Raw genomic sequence first — 19,776 nt, 5'->3', positions numbered from 1 at the left:
ATGTTGCATGTTGCATGTTGCATGTTGCATGTTGCATGTTGCATGTTGCATGTTGCATGTTGCATGTTGCATGTTGCAGGTGCTATCGATATATCCAATGAATCGTGGTGTTGATGATGTTGCCGTTGGGCAATGGCCCGCAGACGGGTAACGAACGGCGAGTGTGCACCAAACTAAAACGTTTATTCCGCGGCTTGCACTGATTTGAATCACCGTGACAGTTACGTCAAATGGTCCGCTATTTTTATATTGAAAAACAATCAATTAACTGTTCTTAGTGGCGAGGTTGCCGTGGAATAAATAATGCTTGTCATCTATTGTTTGGCACAATAATAAGGATAAGGTGAAGTCATGAAAGCGCTCATTATTGGGGCTGGAATCGGTGGGATGTCTGCCGCAGCTGCACTGAAACAAAATGGAATCACATGTGAAATCTATGAAGCAGTCAGAGAGATTAAACCGGTAGGGGCGGCTATTTCGGTATGGTCTAACGGGGTGAAGTGTATGGCGCATCTCGGTATGGGCCATATTATGGATAAGCTGGGTGGGGCGATGAACTCGATGTCTTATCAGGATGGGTTCTCTGGTACCACCATGACAGACTTCAGTTTGATGCCGTTGGTTGAAGCGGTCGGAACAAGACCTTGTCCGGTTTCCCGTGCTGATTTGCAAGCTAGTATGCTCGATTGGTGGGGGCGTGATCAAATTCATTTTGATAAGCGGGTTGAGCGGGTTGAACAAACCGCTCAAGGTGTGACGGCTTGGTTTGCCGATGGTTCTGTTGCCGAAGGCGATTTTATGATTGCTGCGGACGGCACACATTCGGTAGTTCGTGCTGATGTTTTAGGTCATTCGGTCGAACGGAGATATGCCGGTTATGTCAACTGGAATGGATTGGTTGAGATCGATACAGCCATTGCACCAGCAGATCAATGGACGACTTTTGTCGCTGAGGGAAAGCGGGTTTCGGTGATGCCGATTGCTGACAACCGATTTTATTTCTTTTTTGATGTGCCTTTGCCGAAAGGTTTACCAGAAGATCGGACGACGCTGAAAGCCGATCTGCGTCGTTATTTTCGGGATTGGACCCCTCATGTTCAGACTCTGATTGAGCAGCTTGATCCTGAAACAACCAACCGAATTGAGATCCATGACATTGATCCTTTTGAACAGTTGGTTAACGGGCGGATCGCTTTACTGGGAGATGCCGGGCATAGTACCACACCGGATATTGGTCAGGGGGGATGTGCAGCGATGGAAGATGCGGTGGTTTTAGGACTATCTTTTTCCCAGCATCATGATATTGAAACAGCGTTACTTCATTACCAAAACGAACGATTAGAACGAGTGAGGGATCTGGTTTTGAAAGCAAGAAAACGGTGTGATCTGACCCATGGAAAACAGATGGAGCAGACATTGGCTTGGTATAAATCATTAAAAACCGAAACGGGGCTGCATATTATCGAAGGGCTCAGAGAAACGATTGTTGCCGGGCCGCTGGGATGAAAGCGGTCGATGCGCCTGTCTGAATGATGGATATCACAGTGAGTCACTCAGTCGGAGACAGCTGCGAGTCGGGGACAGGTTGCTCCGGTAATGTGATAATAAAAGTGCTTCCCTGACCGAATTGACTCTCACAGTGTATTTTTCCGTGCAGAATCTCTGTGACGATATTATGCGCAATACTGAGTCCTAAACCACTGCCGCCATGACCGCGTTTGGTGGTAAAAAAAGGTTCAAAGAGCTTGGGCAAATCTTGAGGAGGGATGCCTGTGCCGTTATCGGTCACGATGATTAAATGTTTGCCTTGCGATGTTTGGGCTGAAATCGTTACTTCTCCGTTGATCGTGTCGGATTGATCACTATCAGGTGAATAAAATGCGTGAATAAGACTATTGGTGATCAGAATGGTTAACACTTGCGCCAGTGCACCGGGGCAAGTGACCAGATGAAGATCTTGCTCAATGCTGATAGAAAGGCGATGCGGTGTTTTCTTAAAGTTGGGTTGCATGGTCGCGACGATCTTCGAGAGATATTCTTGTACTGAAATGGTTCTATAGTCCGGGCTCGATTGATCAACGGCAATTTCTTTAAAATTAGAGATGAGCTTTGAAGCGTGCTTCAACTGTGAACCCATTAAGTCAGTGGCTTGACTGGCGTTTTCGACAAAACCTTCTAATTCATCCCGGGTCAATTTGCTTGATAGCACTTTCGTCTGAATTTCCTGTATCTCCTCATGAAGGTGAGAGGTTCCGGTAATGGCAATGCCTAATGGTGTATTAATCTCATGCGCAACCCCGGCAACCAACCCGCCCAGCGCCGCCATTTTTTCAGATTCCACGAGTTCACGCTGAGTTCGCTTGAGATCTTCAAGTGTTTCTTGAATTTCTTGATTGGCCCGTTGCAGATCAACGGTTCTGGCTACAACTCGTTGTTCCAGTGTTTCATTCAGTTCTTGTAGCGCAACAGTTCTTTCGGCAACTTTATCTTCCAGTTCGTTATTGGTGGTGAGCAGGTTTTCGGCAAGGTTATTAAAACTGCGCGCGAGTTCATTGAGCTCCTTTGCTTGAGTCGGACTGACAGTCGCTCTCAACTGATGCTCACCGAGACGAATTCTGCGACTATCGGCGGCAAGTTTGATAATCGGAGATGAAATTGCTCGTCCCAGTGCCAGACCAATGATGATCGCGATGATCCCCAGCACTCCGGCTGCCATCACCAGTAAGTATTGGTAATGTTTCATCGGTTGCATCATTTCATGCTGATCGACCTTCACGATAATGGTCCAGTTCAGTACTTCCAAATAACGAGCTACAGCAATCACATTTGTATTTCGATAATCACGTGCCTGAATGATGTCTTGGGTATGATATTCAGTCGCTTGAACAAGCTCATCATCATTTGCGAGTGCAAAAGAGGCCGTATCTGCTGGGTTTGTTAAATGTTGAGGGTAACGGAGTGGGGTGATATAGACTAACTTCCCGGCTCGGTTTTCGGTGAAGAGAATCGTCTCTCCTGATATGCCCATGCCCGTATAGATTTGAGTGCTGTTCCGTAGTTCATCGGCTGCCAGCGTCACCACCATCACACCGATTTGTTCACCTTGAAGGCGCATAGGAGATTCGATGTGAATATACAGTCCCCCATTCAAATCGCGAGTGATGCTCTTTAATACAATATCGGTTGGGCTGTTGTCGGTCAGTACAAGTGTGGCAGCTACTTTGTTGGCTTGATTTGGTGCTGTCTGGATGACGGTTTCACCACTGACTGTTTTTAGTTGAATAAACTTCACGTTTGCGGCGGAGCTGATGGCATCTTGGATGATACTGCCCATTTTTGTTAATGATTGCTGGTTTGGATTGCGTAAATAATCATTGAAACTTAAGCGTAGTTGCGTCCTGCTGGCGATCAATGCGACCCGATCTTTCCAAGCATGAATGAGATTATGGAGCCGGTCTTGTTGGTTTGTTGCGACCGCATTTAAGAGTTTATCAACCGATTGATTCAGCAGGTTTGCCCCCGCTTGATTTGAGATGTAGCCAAATGCCCCCATGCATAAGAAAACCAGAAATAAGCAAAAAATTGTAATTCGGTAATAGATAGACATGCTATCTCCAATGATCACAGCTGAGAATAATAAGAGTCTAGTTGCTTCTTATTCATGTATGTAAAAGTTTATTCATATACTAAAATTGATTAAGTAAGTAGTAGAAATCAAGTTCCACATGGTGAATGGACGAATGAAAGCAGTCAGGTTCAGCTGGGATCAGAGAGGGTAGGAAAATGTCAGAGCAGGATATGCTATTTGATGAGTCAGGTAAGCTTAGTCAATCAGCACAAATTAACCGATGTAAAGACTCACCTTCAAGCTGGAAGATTCTGATCGTCGATGATGAAGACGGCGTTCACACCATCACCAAGCTGGCTTTGAACCGAACCCAATTTGACGGGAAAGGACTCACTTTTTTCAGTGCATATAATGTCGCCCAGGCAAAAGAAATTCTGTCATCTGAAGATGATATCGCTGTGGTCTTATTGGATGTGGTGATGGAAACGGAAGAAGCGGGGTTAGCGGTGGCTGAATATATTCGTGATGTGCAGGACAATCACCTGGTTCGGATCATTTTGCGCACCGGTCAGCCGGGAACCATTCCGGAAAAAGATATTATTGAACAGTATGATATTAATGATTATCGGGAGAAAACCGAACTGACCAAACGCAAACTTCATTCGACGGTTTATACGGCAATACGTTCCTACCGTGATATCTCAGCCTTAGAGAATCATAAGCTCGGTCTGGAAAAAGTCATCGCTGCGACAGCCAATATCCTCAAACACAAATCAGTGGGAAGTTTTGCTCAGGGGGTTCTAGAGCAGGTCTCATCGTTGCTGTATATGAAAGATGGCACGATGCTGTCTGAAATCGAAGGAGGACTGGTTGAAAAAAATATCGATGATGTACAGGTATTGGCTCAGATTGGAGATATCGCGACACCGGCGTTCAAAGCATCAATCTCTCAGGATAATCTCGATGTTGCCCCGGGCAGTGACCAAGCACTTTATTATCAAGAAGACAATATTTGCCATATTTCCAATACTAACGGTGTGGAGACCATCCTGAATATTACTGGCAAGCATCAGTTTAAAGATGTTGATATCAACCTTATTGCTATGTTCTGTAATAACATGGCGATTGCTTTGGATAATTTACGGCTCAATGATAGCTTGAGAAATACTCAGAAAGAGATTGTTTATGCGATTTGTGGCTTGGCTGAAAGTCGCTCTAAAGAAACAGGTAACCATGTTCGTCGCGTTGCTTATTATTCCCGACTTATGGCTGAAGAGCTCGGTTTGAGTCCGGCTCAGTGTGAAGAGATTTTCTATGCCGCCCCCCTCCATGATATCGGCAAAATTAGCATCCCTGATTATATTTTGAATAAGCCGGATAAATTAAATGATGAAGAACGGGCGATCATGAAAAAGCACACCACCGTGGGAGAGAATTGTTTGAAAGGCTCGCATCAACCCGTGATGCAGGCCGGGGCAATTATTGCCAGTCAGCACCATGAATGTTGGAATGGTCTCGGCTATCCGCGAGGGCTATCCGGTACGGACATTCATATTTATGGTCGTATTGTTGCATTGGCCGATGTCTTTGATGCATTGGCGAGTCGGCGCTGTTATAAAGAGCCATGGAGTAAAAAAGAGGTCGTCACCTATATCCATGAACATTCGGGTGAGAAGTTTGATCCACAATTGGTAGACATCTTTGAGCGCCGACAAGCGGACTTTTACCGGATTCTTCAGGAGTATGACGATAGTCAGTCGTATATGCCGGCAGTATAATGAACCAATGGGAAGACCCAATTGAAAAGCGCAGCCATTTAGCTGCGCTTGATTGAGGGGAACGATTAATTCAAGTAACGATTGATTCAGAGATAACGTTTCAGTCGATAGAGCTGTTCGAGCGCTTGTCTCGGTGTGAGACTATCAGGGTCGAGTTCAGCGAGTTGTTTCTCGACTTCGGATGGTTCCGGCATCAGGCTCAGTTGATTGGCGATATCAACCATGGGCGATTGTCCCGTCTGTTTTCCATCCAGTTGGTGGCTTTGCTCCAACTGAGATAACTTCATCCGCGCATTTTTGATCACCGCTTTCGGCACGCCAGCCAGTCCGGCGACGGCTAATCCGTAAGATTTACTCGCTGCCCCCTCCTGAACTGCGTGCATAAATGCAATGTTATCGCCATGTTCGACAGCATCAAGGTGGACATTGGCGAGGTGCGGCAGTAATTCAGGGAGTTCGGTTAATTCGAAATAATGTGTGGCGAATAATGTCAGTGCGCCAATCTCTGTCGCCAGCCACTCGGCACTTGCCCATGCCAGAGAAAGCCCATCGTAGGTACTGGTACCACGCCCGATTTCATCCATCAACACCAAACTATATTGGGTGGCATTGTGTAAAATATTGGCTGTCTCCGTCATCTCAACCATAAAGGTTGAACGGCCTGAAGCCAGATCATCAGAAGCACCAATTCGGGTGAAAATTCGATCAATGAGGCCGATATTAGCGGATTCGGCAGGGACATAACAGCCAATATGTGCCATCAATGCTATCAGCGCTGTTTGGCGCATATAGGTTGATTTACCGCCCATGTTTGGACCGGTAATAATTAACATTTTCCGTTGAGGATGTAGTGCCACCGGATTGGCAATAAAGGGGTCTTGCATCACTTGTTCGACAACCGGATGACGACCTGACTGGATATGAATTCCAGCGTCTGTGGTGAGTTCCGGACGACAGTAATCCAGCGTATCCGCTCGTTCCGCCAGATTTTGCAGTACATCAAGTTGTGAGATGGCAGCGGAGAGTTCTTGAAGCTGCGCCAGATGAGGCAGTAACTGATCAAATAATGCTTCCCAGAGCTGTTTTTCCAGAGACAGTGCTTTTGACTTTGAATTCAGCACCTTATCTTCATGCTCTTTGAGTTCCGGAATAATGTAGCGTTCCGCATTTTTCAGCGTCTGACGGCGCACATAGTAAGGGGGGACCAGATGACTTTGTCCCCGGCTCACCTGAATATAAAAGCCATGGACATTGTTATAACCGACTTTCAGTGTATCGATGCCATGACGCTCTCGCTCGTCACGTTCCAGTTGTTCCAAATATTCGGTCGCACCATCGGCCAAATCACGCCATTCATCCAGTTCAGCGTGATAGCCCGTTGCGATAACACCGCCATCACGGATCACCACGGGAGGATTTTCGACAATCGCTTGTTCTAGCAAGGTGGTGATCGATTCAATCGGTTGACAATATTGAGCCAGTTGCTGCAAGTGCGGATGTGTCAGTAATGAGAGGCTTGTCTGTAACGCCGGCAATTGATGCAGGGCGTGACGCAGACGAGCCAGATCCCGTGGGCGGGCTGAACGAATGGCTAAGCGAGCCAGAATCCGCTCGATATCTCCAATCTGTTTCAATACCGGCTGTACATCGCTGAACACCCCTTGTTCTTTGAGTTCACCGATGGCATCAAGCCGATGATTGAGCACTTCAATCTGACGCATCGGTTGATGCAACCAACGTTTGAGCATTCGGCTTCCCATCGGGGTGGCACAGTGATCGAGCACTTCGGCCAACGTGTGCTCCGTTCCTCCGGAAAGATTTTGGGTCAGTTCCAGATTACGCCGGGTGGCGGCATCCATAATCACAGTTTCGTCTTGGCGATCATAGATCAGAGAGCGAATATGAGGGAGCGCGGTTCTTTGAGTATCTTTGACATACTGAATCAGACAACCCGCAGCACATAGCCCTTTTTCGGCCGTTTCGACCCCGAAGCCAACTAAATCTTTGGTACCGAACTGTTGGTTTAACTGTTGTCTGGCTGTGTCCAGTTCAAATTCCCATACCGGACGACGGCGGTTTCCTTTACGGCTTCCCATGAGATGAACGGCCTGAAAATCCTCAGGAAAGAGCAGTTCTTTCGGTGCGGTTCTTTGTAATTCGGCTGCCATTGCCTCTTCACTATCTAGCTCACAGAGCTGAAAACGACCTGAAGTCATATCAAGTGTGGCATAGCCAAACTGTTGGCCTTGTTGGTAAATGGCAGCAATCAGGTTATCGAGTCGTTCTGGCAACAGGGCTTCGTCAGTAATGGTTCCCGGTGTAACGATACGGACAACTTTTCGCTCTACCGGACCTTTACTGGTCGCGGGATCTCCGATTTGCTCACAAATAGCAACCGACTCACCGAGCTGAACCAGCTTGGCTAAATAACCTTCAACGGCATGGAAAGGAACGCCTGCCATCGGAATAGGTTCTCCGGCGGATGCGCCACGTTTGGTCAGTGAAATATCAAGCAACTGAGAAGCGCGTTTCGCATCATCATAGAATAGTTCGTAAAAGTCCCCCATACGATAAAACAGCAAAATATCAGGATTTTCGGCCTTGAGCTTCAGATACTGTTGCATCATGGGCGTATGTTTACTTTCTGGTGCTTTATTTGAGGTGGGATTATCGATCATTTTTTATATTTCAATGCCAATTAGGTCGTGATAAAACGGCTCACCGAAAAATACGATTCTGTTGAATGCGCTGGTGGCTCGAATGATGAGTGCTTTGCACCCGAAATAATCATATGCGAGTGTTGAGCAGTGGGTGAAAAGAATAGCAAACCTGCAATGAAGAGCGCAACAAACGCTTCGAATTGGGGGAGGTGAAACGTTTGAGGGCTCTAATCGTATTGGGCAAGAGGTGTTACACCTCTCCACGAAACAGTGAGTGTTACTTTAGCTCGTTGGGTAGATCAGCAATATATACTGCCGGCACTCCTTCAAAATCACTGGTAAACAACACCCCATGATCATTGGGTGTAAATGAAGGGTGGGGATGGGTGATTTGGCGATCACCATCGAGCACTTGCCAAGAGGTACTGTGTTTTGCTAATCGGGCGAATGTTTTCTTGCGTGTATTGAGAACATAGAGAAAAGGATCATTCTCGATGTTGTAGCTATCGGTGTCGTTAACATCCGGTGGGGTGTCACATCCGTCACCGACCATCAGCGAACCATCAAAGTTACTCATTAAGTGAGAACACGGTGGCATTTCCATCACGACTTCATTGATTAATGTTTGGGGATCGACACGACAAATAACTCGTTCGGTCTGCCCTTTCAGGTAGGAAACGTATGCCATCGCACGACCGTCCGGAATCCAGAACTCATGAGTACAAGATTCTCCCGGAGCATGAGATTTGACTTTACGGATGTGATTGCCGTCTCCGTCAACCAGCCACATTCTGGCATCGACAAGATCATGAGGTCCTTCATGACAGAACCCGATGGTCTGATCATCAAACGGACGATAAATCGGATGTCCCAGCCAAGTATCTTCCTGGTGGATGACTTTGACATCACCTGTCGCAATATCGACTTGAATCAGGCGGCAGGTCGGATTGGTATGATAGAACTCAGCAAATTTCTCCCATGATGTAAGCGGTTGCCAGCTATCTCTATGAATTTCGATGCCAACCAGCTTGGTACAGTCTGAATTCGCCACCCATGTGCCGTAACCTTTCCATGCTTCATCAACCGTATAAATTAGTGTTTCTTCGAGGGTCTTGAAATCAACTTTTATTAAGTTGCGTTCATTTTTTACATAGAAGAAGCTTTGCTCATCGGATGAAATAAACCCACCGAAGGTGTTATCGCCGCTGCCTTCGGTCTGTTGTGTTGCTTGTTGGGTGGTGAGATCGAGCAAATAGTAATTTCGATTGGTGTCGAAATCTCCGGCAAATAACAATTTTTGTCCGTCTTGGGTAAAGCATTTCTGATAAAAATAGTTGCGATGGCATATCACATTCTTGGGTGTCAGTCGTGTCACCTTGACTTGCGTATCTGAATCGACGAAGCTTTCAAAATCAAGGTTGATTACATCACCTTTGGCCATGAATGTTCTCCTGTTATATAGTCGGACTGCCGATGCCGGCAGTCCTCATGATTTGATTAACGAACGGGAACTGCTTTTCCCTGAAGTTGTTCCACTCTGGCACTTTTTTTCAAAGCGAACCCGACGATAAAGATGACCCCGGCACAGGCAAGAAACATCAGTCGTCCCCACAGTGGATTCGGGATGAGAACCATCAGCGTTAGACCACAAGCCATATAGGTGACCAATGTTCCGAGTTTGGCACGCTGCATCCGGTCAAATTGATCCTGATCTTTATCGGTCACGACACATTCTCTTTCGACATCAGCAAAAAACTTGTCTGTTTCGACTTTATTGGTGTCGCTGGCTTCTTGGTAAAATAGCGTTGTCAGGCAGAAGAACCCAGCAGTGAAGAATAAGTGCGCAGCGATAGTAATCATCGTCCGCATTTCACTGGTTTCTCTTCCGGTCAGCGTTTCAATACCGAACCAGCCGGAGACGAATTGTGGGGTGAATACCTTCACAACCAGTAAAGATACAAACATGCCGACCACAACCGTTGCCCAAGGTGCCCATTTCGGTGTTTTACGGATTAAGATTCCAAGGAATAATGGCACCAGTATCGGGGATTGCAGTAACGTTGCAACCTGCATCATCAAGTCAAACAGACTTAAGCTTTTCAGTGAATTAAAGAACTGAGCCATCAAAATGACCAGAATACCATTCACCAGACAAGCCAATTGGCCGACGCGCAGTAGTTCTTTGTCATTCGCTTTACCATGACGGACAATATTGGCGTAGAAGCTACGCACAAAGATCCCTGAATTTCGGTTCAGCGCAGAATCCATCGATGACATGGTGGCTGCAAACAGACCCGCCATAAGGAGTCCGACGGTGCCTACCGGCATGGTTTCTCTGGCAAAAACCAGATACACCGCATCTCTGGCTTTAGCGCCGAGCTCTGGATAGGCTTTTGCTGCATCGGGGTAAAGAATGGCTGATGCCCAAGGTGGAATAAACCAAATCACCGCACCGACCATCATCATGATTAACGCCATTAATGCTGCTTTACTCGCATTACGTGAATCTTTGGCATTGAGGAAACGATATGACTCCTGCATGTTGTTGATACTTTGTAACTGTTTGACCACAAAGAAGATAAATGTACAAACCAACAACAGTGGGTAATTCATATCCGGGCCAGAAACAAACCCGCCGGGGAATTTACGGATTATTTCACCCGGGCCACCGACAAAGTAAAGTGCGACGATAGCACAGGCTACAGAAATAACGGCCACGATGAGTGTCTGGATAAAGTCCGATGCAACCACTCCCCAAGCACCACTGAGTAGCGAAATAATTAAAACCGCGGCACCAGTGATATAAATCGTGGTAATAATATCGGCATTAAAGACTGCTGAGGCGAAAACGCCAAGTCCATTCAACCACACCCCGGCATTGATGACACTCAGTGGAATAATCACCCACGTAAAAAATTGCTCGTTCCCATTACCGAAACGGCGTTTGATGCCTTCGGTTGGTGTATCAACACGCATTTGGCGGAAACGGCGGGCAAAATAGAAGTGTGCAAAAACATAAGCCACCATATTGCCGATGAAAACGGCAAGAACTGCGAACCCATCGTTAAATGCTTTTCCGGCAGCGCCGGTAAACGTCCAAGCAGAAAACTGGGTCATAAATGCGGTTGCACCCACCATCCACCAGAGCATTTTACCACCACCTCTGAAGTAATCACTGGTACTGGCGCTCGCCATCTTTTTAAACAGTAGACTGATCGCGATCATCAGTATGAAGTAACCTGCAATCACAAGATAATCATATTGCATTACTTATCCCTTTATGAATATTTGATGTGCCCATTCTTAAACAAAAAAGTGAAAAGGTGTGTGATTAATATCAAAACGACGGTTCAATTTTGTTTTTTTATAATTAAGTGTGATGTGTGTCGTGATTATGAACGACGAGCTGACGGGGATTCGGTCAGCAGGATGTCACAACTGGAGAAGCGCACCATCACCGGAAAGGTGCGGCCTTTGCTCACGAGTCATCATTGAATGAGTGTAGAATACCTTGGTAGAAGTAGGCATTGAATCTATATAAATCAGATGGTTATATTGATTTATTTGCGATGAGTGTCAGGTTTCTGGATGAAACCTGACAAGTAACATCAACATAGACAAGAGGTTGATCAGGGGTGTTGATACAGCCATGTCCGGATGTTGTGAACGGCCATTTGACCGGGGATTGGTTCTTGAGAGGAAATTTTGGCAGCCTGTTTCAATTTAGATAGCATCGCGTTCGTAGGATGCTCTCCGTTATCATCGGTTGGTTGACCATCGACAATTAACGTATTGTTCTGACGTGTATCCGCATGAACGACATCATCGTATGGACTCGTAGAATAGAACCGATAAGAACGATTGCCAATGAAGGTTCCTTGTTTTTGAGTGTCGGTATAAGGACTTTTCCTGATCAGGAAATTGAAACGCTTATTATCTATAGCAACATTGTTTTCAAGGGATAAACGACCCGGATTAAAATTATCGGTAAAGCCGTCCATATTGTTTTGATAAGCAAGATTATGCTTAATGATATGCGGCACCGGCAGTCCTTCTCCGCCCAGTTTAAATCCGTTGCCTCGGCTCCCGCCTCTGGCTTTCACCTGTAGGGTTTGACCATTTTTATAAGAGATCGAATCGATGATGGTTACGACACCATTGGGGCCATCTTCCACTTTATTGAACAGATCCCAGCCATCATCGATATTGTGGTGAGAGATGCAGCGGATGAAGGTATTGCCATTACCGATGCGCATTTTCGCCGCGAAACCGTCGGCATTGATCTGGGATGGATCCATGTTGTTATAGCTTTGACTGTCCCGCACAAGGTTATGACTCGCCCAAAATGCCCGGGGAGATTTTGCCGGTGAGGTAATTTGAAAACCGGTATCTGACGCGTCATGGGTGATAATGCGATCAAATGTATTGTGACTGCCATAAACAATATAGCGCGCACCAGCAACTTCAAGGTGAGACACATGCCAGTAGTTTGCCTGATGGGTAATGTCCCCCGTAAAACGAACATGATCCCCCCCGGCTTTCAGGGTTTTGACCTGGTTGGCTTGCCCACTTGCTGTCAGTGGAATGCTCAGTGCCCCATATTCGCCATCTTCGAGTGTGATCGTGCCACCCGAAGGGAGTAGTCGAATCGCATCGCTGAGGGTGAGGCGGCCATGATCGCCATTGGGATTGACGAGGAGATGCATTGGATCGTTGAGTGCCACTTTAGTGACGGTTTGCTGATACTGTTCAGGAGAACGATCAACACCGGTTGCGGGGGTAAAGCGGAGCGAAAATAGCGTTTTTGGTGTTGCTAAATATGTTGCAACACTGAACAGTTGGCCCGCTGGCACTTTTTGATGCTTAACCAGTAATTTGCCGTCTTGGTAGAGGGTAAATTCACCCGTGTCACTAGCCCGTGCCTGAAACCGATAATCTGCTGTGGCTGATTGCTTGGGAGATGCCGGTTGCAGCACCAGCGGTGCCGATTGAGGGTGATAGGCTGGTGCATTGGTCAGCGTACCCGGCTGAACAGTCAGCTGAGCATTGCTGATGGTGACTTTGGCATTACGTGAAGCAAAAAAACCAACATATTGATATTTTGGATCCTGCATGGCGATGATATTGGTTCTCGCGCCTTTGATGTGATGACTTTCGTTGATGTCACCATAATGATAGGTCGCAGTATAGCCGGCATCGGTCCGGCTGAGTGACATCTGGTAGGCAATGTTGTTTCCGTAGGGAACGCCTTTGACAAATTCATTGCGGACGATGTGGTTTCCTTTGGTTCCCCAAGGTTGGTAAACCCCTTCCCGGTAAGTGGCATTGACATTGATCAGCCCATTATTTTTCTTTTTGTTGGCGCGCAGTACATGCATCACCATATTCGATGCCGAGGGGAATTCTTCTGCGCCGGGAGGCTGAGGTTCTAAACGCGGAGAGCCCAGAATATCACGGACCATGATACCGGCCCCTTCCTGACGGTTCGGGGTTGAGCCTGTTTCCGGACCGAGTTGGTTGAGTGTGACGGTTGCTGATAAGGTGAAGTTCGCATTGGCTGGGAGCTTGGTGTAGTAGTACGTCATACCTTCATGTGAATTCGCCAGTTTGCCCCCACGACTTTCAATGGTAAATCTATTGAGCAGATGACCTGGTTGTACGGATTGGCCATTCAGAGTGACAGCATTGAGTCCGACTTTTTCCGGTAAAATTGTTGATGCAAAATTCAGATCGGTTGACTGACCGAAGGTGATCGCCTGCCAAGTTAAATCCTGAGGCGCGGGTAGGGCGCTATATTGTGAGCAGGCAGATAAAGACAAAATCGACGTCATGAGTAATGTCGTTCTGTACTGTTTCATTATGGTGAACCTCGTATTGAAAAGAAAAGGCTGAATTCGAAGTCGTGTGACATTCTCACATGTCCCCATATGACAGCCTGATGCATGAGTGGTGGCGCTATTGTTGGGCTACGGTCACATTCGATTGCGTTGCCGAAGCCCCACTTTGGGGAGGCAGATATCGATATAATGCGGCGCAGTCCCTGTTGTTGGGCGGTCGCATCCCGAGTGCAGTGCTGATTCGATATCTGCCTGAATGACCAATGTTCAAAAGCAGGTATTTAGAAGTTGTATTTCAAACCAACCCGGTAGCGTGGGACGTATTGGTCTTTGCCTGCCGTACTTTTGTTCGTGTTTTGAGATGTCAGCCCAAATTCGACGAACGGACGCCAGCCGTTGTCCCACCCCTGATATTCAGCGAACAAGTTAACCAGATTCAGGTAATTGTTATCTCCGTCGTAGCCGCTGGAAGCGGATTGCTCGAACTTGCCTTCGAAGTCAACGCCCACTTTGTATTGTTCCATTTTATATGCGGTGACAAAGTTGACCTGACTGTAATGTGAGTTCGGTGAGTCGTTGGACGGTACTTTCATCCCGTAGCGATAGCGAAGGGATGCATTCCAGTTGTCACTGATTTTATAGACCCCTTTCAACTCAAATTTATGCACGATGGCACTGGAAGATGAGTCGAGCGCATAGGCAGGTTGAAGTTTAAAATCTTCATTGATGGTGTAGTTGTAACCGATTTTCGTTTCGTGACCGGCACTCTTCATCTCGCCGAAATTGACGCTGTCTTTTTCGTAGCCCCATTTCACTTCTTCGCTGATGCCAATGCCATTATCGAATCGATGTGAAATCGATAATCGATCGCGATGACGTGCTGCTTTTTCTCCCTGTTCAGGAATGAACTCATGTCGGACATTCAGTGAAGTCGCATGTGCTGCGCTTGCAGTTAAACCAAGAAGTAGAGCAGAGATAATTAGCTTGTTGTTCATAATGAAACACCGTTTTGTTATTTATATTGTATTGGTTTAATTTATATACAATCCTAGTATCTTTGAACTGCTTGGTATGAATAACGTGATCTGTGAAGCGATGTTTTAATATAAATGTGTCAATAAACGTGATCTCTTTAGTATTTGTAGAATTTTCTTGGTGTTTTTGTCTTGATGAGAAGGCGGAATGGCGTACTTTTTAATGATTTTTATTTTATATGATTGATAATATTTATATTTTATCACTATTGTTACCGAGGGTTTGATGTGTAATATCTGAACTATACTTAAGTTTTATTTGATTTTAATCGCATTTTTCCGTGTTTTTGCGTCCATATTAATTTTTTATTATATCCAATATGCAGCATATACATGTTATTTTTTAAACCTATCAATGATGTTTTTATTTGATATCAAAAATTAAAACTCTATTTCATATTTTTTGTTTTTAATATTTAAAATGGTATTGTGGATCACAAATATGAGGTTGAATGCTAGTAGTTCAGGTGGGATTCAGTTTAATAGAATAACGAATCCGGATGAGACGTTTACCTGAATTGACCATTCGGCCACTGTTGTTTTTTTTCAGAGGACGAGAGCAATATGTATGAAAGTCGTAAGCTGGGACTTGCTTACTTGTCGCCTTATATTATCGGGCTATTGGTTTTTACTGCATTTCCCTTCGTATCGTCATTTCTGATGAGTTTTACCGACTACGATCTGATGACATCGCCAGAGTACGTCGGTATTGAAAACTATCGGTATATGCTGACGGAAGATGACCTATTCTGGAAATCAATGAGTGTCACATTCTTGTATGTGTTCCTGACCATTCCAGTGAAGTTGGCATTTGCCTTATTCATTGCGTTTATCTTGAATTTTAAATTACGAGGGATTCGCTTTTTCAGAACGGCATATTATATCCCTTCAATCCTTGGGAGTAGTATTGCCATCGCGGTTTTATGGCGGGCATTGTTTGCCATCGACGGGGTATTAAACGGTATGTTAGCCCTCGTTGGTATCGATGCAGTGAACTGGCTTGGTGAACCATCTTTTGCGCTATTTTCGATCACACTGCTGCGAGCTTGGCAGTTTGGGTCGGCCATGGTGATTTTTTTGGCTGCTTTGCAGAATGTGCCTCAATCTCAGTATGAGGCGGCATTGATTGATGGTGCCAGCAAATGGCAGATGTTTATCAAAGTCACGGTGCCTCTCATTACGCCAGTCATTTTCTTCAACTTTATTATGCAAACCACACAGGCTTTTCAGGAGTTTACCGCACCTTATGTGATTACCGGCGGCGGGCCGATGAAGTCAACCTATCTGATTTCGCTCTATATCTACGAAACTGCGTTTAAGTTTTTTGATATGGGGTACGGAAGTGCACTGGCATGGGCGCTGTTTATTGTCGTGGCAATATTTACATCAATCACATTCCGTTCTTCGAAGTACTGGGTGTTTTATTCAGGTGATAAGGGAGGTAAATAATTATGGCTTCAGTGATTGGTGTCTCTGCCGAACAGAAAAAAAATAATCATAGCTATGTGGCGAATGATCGTACGGTTCGTCGTGAAAAAATCAATGCAGCAATTCGTTATACGATTCTGATTACTGTCGGTGTCATGATGCTCTATCCGTTGCTGTGGATGTTTTCTGCCGCAATGAAACCAAACCATGAAATCTTTTCGTCGATGAATCTGATTCCGAGTGAATGGAGCCTCGATGGGTTCATCAATGGGTGGAAGACCGGCACGGAATATACGTTTGGTCACTATATTTTCAACACATTTGCTTACGTGTTACCGAAGGTTTTCGTGACGGTTGTGTCGTCAACCATTGTCGCGTATGGGTTTGCCCGGTTTGATATCCCATGGAAAAATTTTTGGTTTGCCACGCTCATCGCCACGGTCTTGTTACCGCAATCGGTTCTGCTGATTCCACAATATTTGATGTTTCGTGAAATGGGATTGCTCGACACTTATTTACCGCTCTATTTGCCTTTTGCATTTGCAACACAGGGATTCTTTGTCTTCATGCTGATCCAGTTTTTGCGCGGGGTTCCGACCGATATGGAAGAGGCTGCAATGATTGATGGATGTAATTCTTTTCAAGTGCTCTGGCATGTGGTTGTGCCGGTCATTCGTCCGGCAATTATTTCCGTGGCACTGTTCCAGTTTATGTGGTCGGTGAACGACTTTCTTAGCCCACTTATCTACATTTCCAGCGTTGAAAAATACCCCATCGCACTGGCGTTGAAAATGTCCATTGATGTTACGGAAGGCGCAAGGTGGAACGAAATTTTGGCAATGGCTTCCATCGCTATCATTCCTTCAATTCTGGTGTTCTTCATGTCACAGAAATATTTTGTCGAAGGCGTCACCAGCAGTGGTATTAAAGGTTAAATTCTGAGGAGTAATCACAATGGCGGAAGTGAATTTTAACAAATTAGAGAAAGTCTATTCGAACGGTTTTAAAGCAGTCCATGGTGTTGATTTAACCATTAATGACGGTGAGTTTATGGTGATCGTCGGTCCTTCTGGTTGCGCCAAATCGACGACATTACGAATGCTTGCCGGTCTGGAAAATGTGACGAGCGGCGAAATCGTGATTGGTGGGCAAGTCGTCAACAACTTGGCCCCGAAAGATCGGGGCATTGCGATGGTTTTCCAGAATTATGCGTTGTATCCGCATATGACGGTACGGGAAAATCTTGGTTTTGGTCTGAAACTTCAAAAACTACCCAAGCATGAAATTAACCAGCGCGTCGAAGAAGCTGCCAATGTTCTTGAGATCGAGGAATTACTTGACCGTTTGCCAAGACAGTTGTCCGGTGGGCAGGCACAACGTGTTGCTGTCGGCCGGGCGATTGTCAAAAAACCCGATGTTTTTTTGTTTGATGAACCGCTATCAAACCTTGATGCCAAACTGCGTGCATCCATGCGGGTTCGAATCACCGACCTGCACCGTCATCTGAAGCGTGAAAATCACCCGGCAACAGCGGTTTATGTGACCCATGATCAAACGGAGGCAATGACGATGGGGGATCGCATCTGTGTGATGAAGCAGGGCGAGATCATGCAGGTTGATACACCGGATGAATTGTATAACAACCCCGTCAATATGTTCGTGGCCGGATTTATCGGTGCTCCGGAGATGAACATGTGTGATGTCTCGCTCTCTGAACAGGGAGATGACATGGCAGTCCAGCTCGATAATCAAATTTTACACCTCCCTTCACATAAGGCGGCCACAATCCGTAGTCATGGTTATCAACATACCGTGTTAGGCATCCGTCCGGATAGCATTACGCTTGCGCTGACGGAGCCGGGAATCGGTCAACAGACCATCATCGGGGATGTAATTCGTATGGAAAACATGGGGCATGAAGTGTATGTCCATTTTTTGGTCGGTGAGTATCAATTCATTGCCAGAATCTCGATCGATGATGCCCGGGATAAGCTCAATATGGAATTAAGGAAAGGGGTGACGTTTGTGGTGGATATGAACAAAGCCCACATCTTCGACAAGGAGACGGAAAAGAATATCTCTATACAACAATAAATAAACCGGAGAACAACAATCATTTATTTGGAGACTAATCCATGAATAACAAGGTACTGACTACACTGATTTCTGCTGTGATTGCAACCACCTCTGTGGCTGTACAAGCCCAAACTGAACTGCGGATGTCGTGGTGGGGAGGCAATAGCCGTCACCAAGCGACTTTGCAAGCGTTGGGAAAATTTCAGGAAAAATATCCTGATATTAAAGTAAAAGGCGAATATACCGGTTGGGACGGACATTTGTCTCGTCTGACCACCCAAATTGCCGGTAATACTGAACCGGATGTGATGCAGACCAACTGGAACTGGATGCCGATTTTTTCCCGCGATGGTAAGGGTTTTTATGACATGAATGCCCAAGCTGAAACGCTGCATTTGTTTAATTTTCCCGGTGCGCTCGGACTGACAACCATTGACGGGAAATTGGATGGGCTACCGGTCAGTATGACTTCCCGCGTGTTCTTTTATAATCGCAATATGTGGATGAAAGCGGGTGTCGGTTATCCACATTCATGGGATGAACTGATGAAAGTCGGGCTGGCTTTCAAAGAAAAGCTCGGTAAGGATTACTATCCGTTGGTCATTGAAGCCCGTGATGTTTTTGCCATGAACCGCTCTTATTTTATTCAGAAATACGGCAAAGATATCATCAATCACGACACTAACTTGATCAACTTTAACCAAGAAGAAATGGCTCAGTTTTTCCAGCTTTACGTCGATCAGGTCAAAAATCATCTTTTCCCATCAACCAAAGAGTTTGCTTCTTACGGAAAAGGGAATATGTATGAGATGCGTCCGTGGATCGACGGTCGCTTTGGTGGTCTGTATATGTGGGACACCGCCATCGGTAAATATGCTGCGAACTTAGCACCACCGATGATGTTGGAACTCGGGCCTTATCCCATGCTTGATGGTGCGACAGACTCCGGATTGTTGGCCAGACCTTCGATGATGTTCTCTATCGGGCGGAACACCAAGCATCCGAAAGAAGCTGCGTTGCTGGTCGACTTTTTGCTCAATGATCCTGCGGGAGTGAAAGCTATGGGCTTGGCTCGTGGCATGCCGATCAGTCTGACAGGCTTTAAAACCTTACGGGAGGATGGTCAGATTGATGATAAAAGCTTGTCTTATCAGGGCTATCGTTTAGCTCAGCAATTACCGAAGCACATTATCCCGACCCCTTATACCGATAATGCACAATTGTTGGAGTTGTTTGAAGAGTCAATGCAGCAACTGGATTATGGTCAGACGGATGTCGAAGGCGCAGCTAAAAACTTCCTGCGTCGTGGTAACCGAGTGTTGAAACGGATTGCTGATTAACGTCATGGTCCTGCTCACCTGATAGGTTATTGCACTTTTTTATTCTGTGGTTCTG

At 45.9% G+C, this 19,776-nt stretch carries 12 protein-coding genes; 6 read left to right on the top strand and 6 right to left on the bottom strand.

Features of this window, described 5'->3' with window-relative positions:
- Positions 1 to 351: 351 nt before the first annotated feature.
- Positions 352 to 1,506 carry an FAD-dependent urate hydroxylase HpxO gene (gene hpxO / locus OCU60_RS14340; RefSeq protein ID WP_074371872.1) on the top strand — a complete coding sequence of 385 codons (1,155 nt, stop codon included), beginning with the start codon at positions 352 to 354 and terminating at the stop codon, positions 1,504 to 1,506.
- 43 nt (positions 1,507 to 1,549) lie between these two features.
- Here the strand turns inward: hpxO and OCU60_RS14335 are convergent, their stop codons facing one another.
- Positions 1,550 to 3,607: an ATP-binding protein gene (locus tag OCU60_RS14335; RefSeq protein ID WP_074371871.1), complete on the bottom strand. Its 2,058-nt coding sequence runs from the start codon at positions 3,605 to 3,607 to the stop codon at positions 1,550 to 1,552.
- A gap of 176 nt (positions 3,608 to 3,783) precedes the next feature.
- Between OCU60_RS14335 and OCU60_RS14330 the strand changes: the two genes are divergently transcribed.
- Positions 3,784 to 5,346, top strand: a complete 1,563-nt coding sequence (locus OCU60_RS14330) for an HD domain-containing phosphohydrolase (protein WP_074371870.1) — start codon at positions 3,784 to 3,786, stop codon at positions 5,344 to 5,346.
- Between the two features lie 86 nt (positions 5,347 to 5,432).
- Here OCU60_RS14330 and mutS read toward each other — a convergent pair whose 3' ends face one another.
- From mutS to OCU60_RS14305, 5 genes are all read right to left on the bottom strand, one after another.
- Positions 5,433 to 8,024 (bottom strand): DNA mismatch repair protein MutS, encoded by a 2,592-nt coding sequence (mutS, locus tag OCU60_RS14325; protein WP_074371869.1) that lies wholly within the window; start codon positions 8,022 to 8,024, stop codon positions 5,433 to 5,435.
- 259 nt (positions 8,025 to 8,283) lie between these two features.
- Complete coding sequence (locus tag OCU60_RS14320) at positions 8,284 to 9,447, bottom strand: oligogalacturonate lyase family protein (RefSeq protein WP_074371868.1); 1,164 nt, start codon at positions 9,445 to 9,447, stop codon at positions 8,284 to 8,286.
- A gap of 56 nt (positions 9,448 to 9,503) precedes the next feature.
- On the bottom strand, positions 9,504 to 11,273 hold the full coding sequence (locus tag OCU60_RS14315) for a sodium:solute symporter family protein (RefSeq protein ID WP_074371867.1): 1,770 nt from the start codon (positions 11,271 to 11,273) through the stop codon (positions 9,504 to 9,506).
- A 362-nt stretch (positions 11,274 to 11,635) separates the two neighbouring features.
- Positions 11,636 to 13,864 (bottom strand): right-handed parallel beta-helix repeat-containing protein, encoded by a 2,229-nt coding sequence (locus OCU60_RS14310; protein ID WP_074371866.1) that lies wholly within the window; start codon positions 13,862 to 13,864, stop codon positions 11,636 to 11,638.
- Between the two features lie 260 nt (positions 13,865 to 14,124).
- On the bottom strand, positions 14,125 to 14,838 hold the full coding sequence (locus OCU60_RS14305; protein WP_074371865.1) for an oligogalacturonate-specific porin KdgM family protein: 714 nt from the start codon (positions 14,836 to 14,838) through the stop codon (positions 14,125 to 14,127).
- Between the two features lie 603 nt (positions 14,839 to 15,441).
- Here OCU60_RS14305 and OCU60_RS14300 point away from each other — a divergent pair.
- The 4 genes from OCU60_RS14300 to OCU60_RS14285 are packed head-to-tail and all read left to right on the top strand — an operon-like array spanning position 15,442 to position 19,721.
- Complete coding sequence (locus tag OCU60_RS14300; RefSeq protein WP_059121587.1) at positions 15,442 to 16,326, top strand: carbohydrate ABC transporter permease; 885 nt, start codon at positions 15,442 to 15,444, stop codon at positions 16,324 to 16,326.
- A 2-nt stretch (positions 16,327 to 16,328) separates the two neighbouring features.
- The gene (locus OCU60_RS14295) at positions 16,329 to 17,240 is read left to right on the top strand and encodes a carbohydrate ABC transporter permease (RefSeq protein WP_074371864.1); all 912 of its coding nucleotides are present in this window, start codon (positions 16,329 to 16,331) and stop codon (positions 17,238 to 17,240) included.
- Between the two features lie 19 nt (positions 17,241 to 17,259).
- The gene (locus OCU60_RS14290; protein WP_074371863.1) at positions 17,260 to 18,399 is read left to right on the top strand and encodes an ABC transporter ATP-binding protein; all 1,140 of its coding nucleotides are present in this window, start codon (positions 17,260 to 17,262) and stop codon (positions 18,397 to 18,399) included.
- Positions 18,400 to 18,440: 41 nt separating this feature from the next.
- Positions 18,441 to 19,721, top strand: a complete 1,281-nt coding sequence (locus OCU60_RS14285) for an ABC transporter substrate-binding protein (protein ID WP_074371862.1) — start codon at positions 18,441 to 18,443, stop codon at positions 19,719 to 19,721.
- Positions 19,722 to 19,776 lie beyond the last annotated feature (55 nt).

The organism is Vibrio spartinae (genome assembly GCF_024347135.1).
Taxonomy (GTDB): Bacteria; Pseudomonadota; Gammaproteobacteria; order Enterobacterales; family Vibrionaceae; genus Vibrio; species Vibrio spartinae.
Note: the sequence above shows the minus strand (reverse complement) of the source record. Positions and strands in the feature narration are given on the sequence as shown.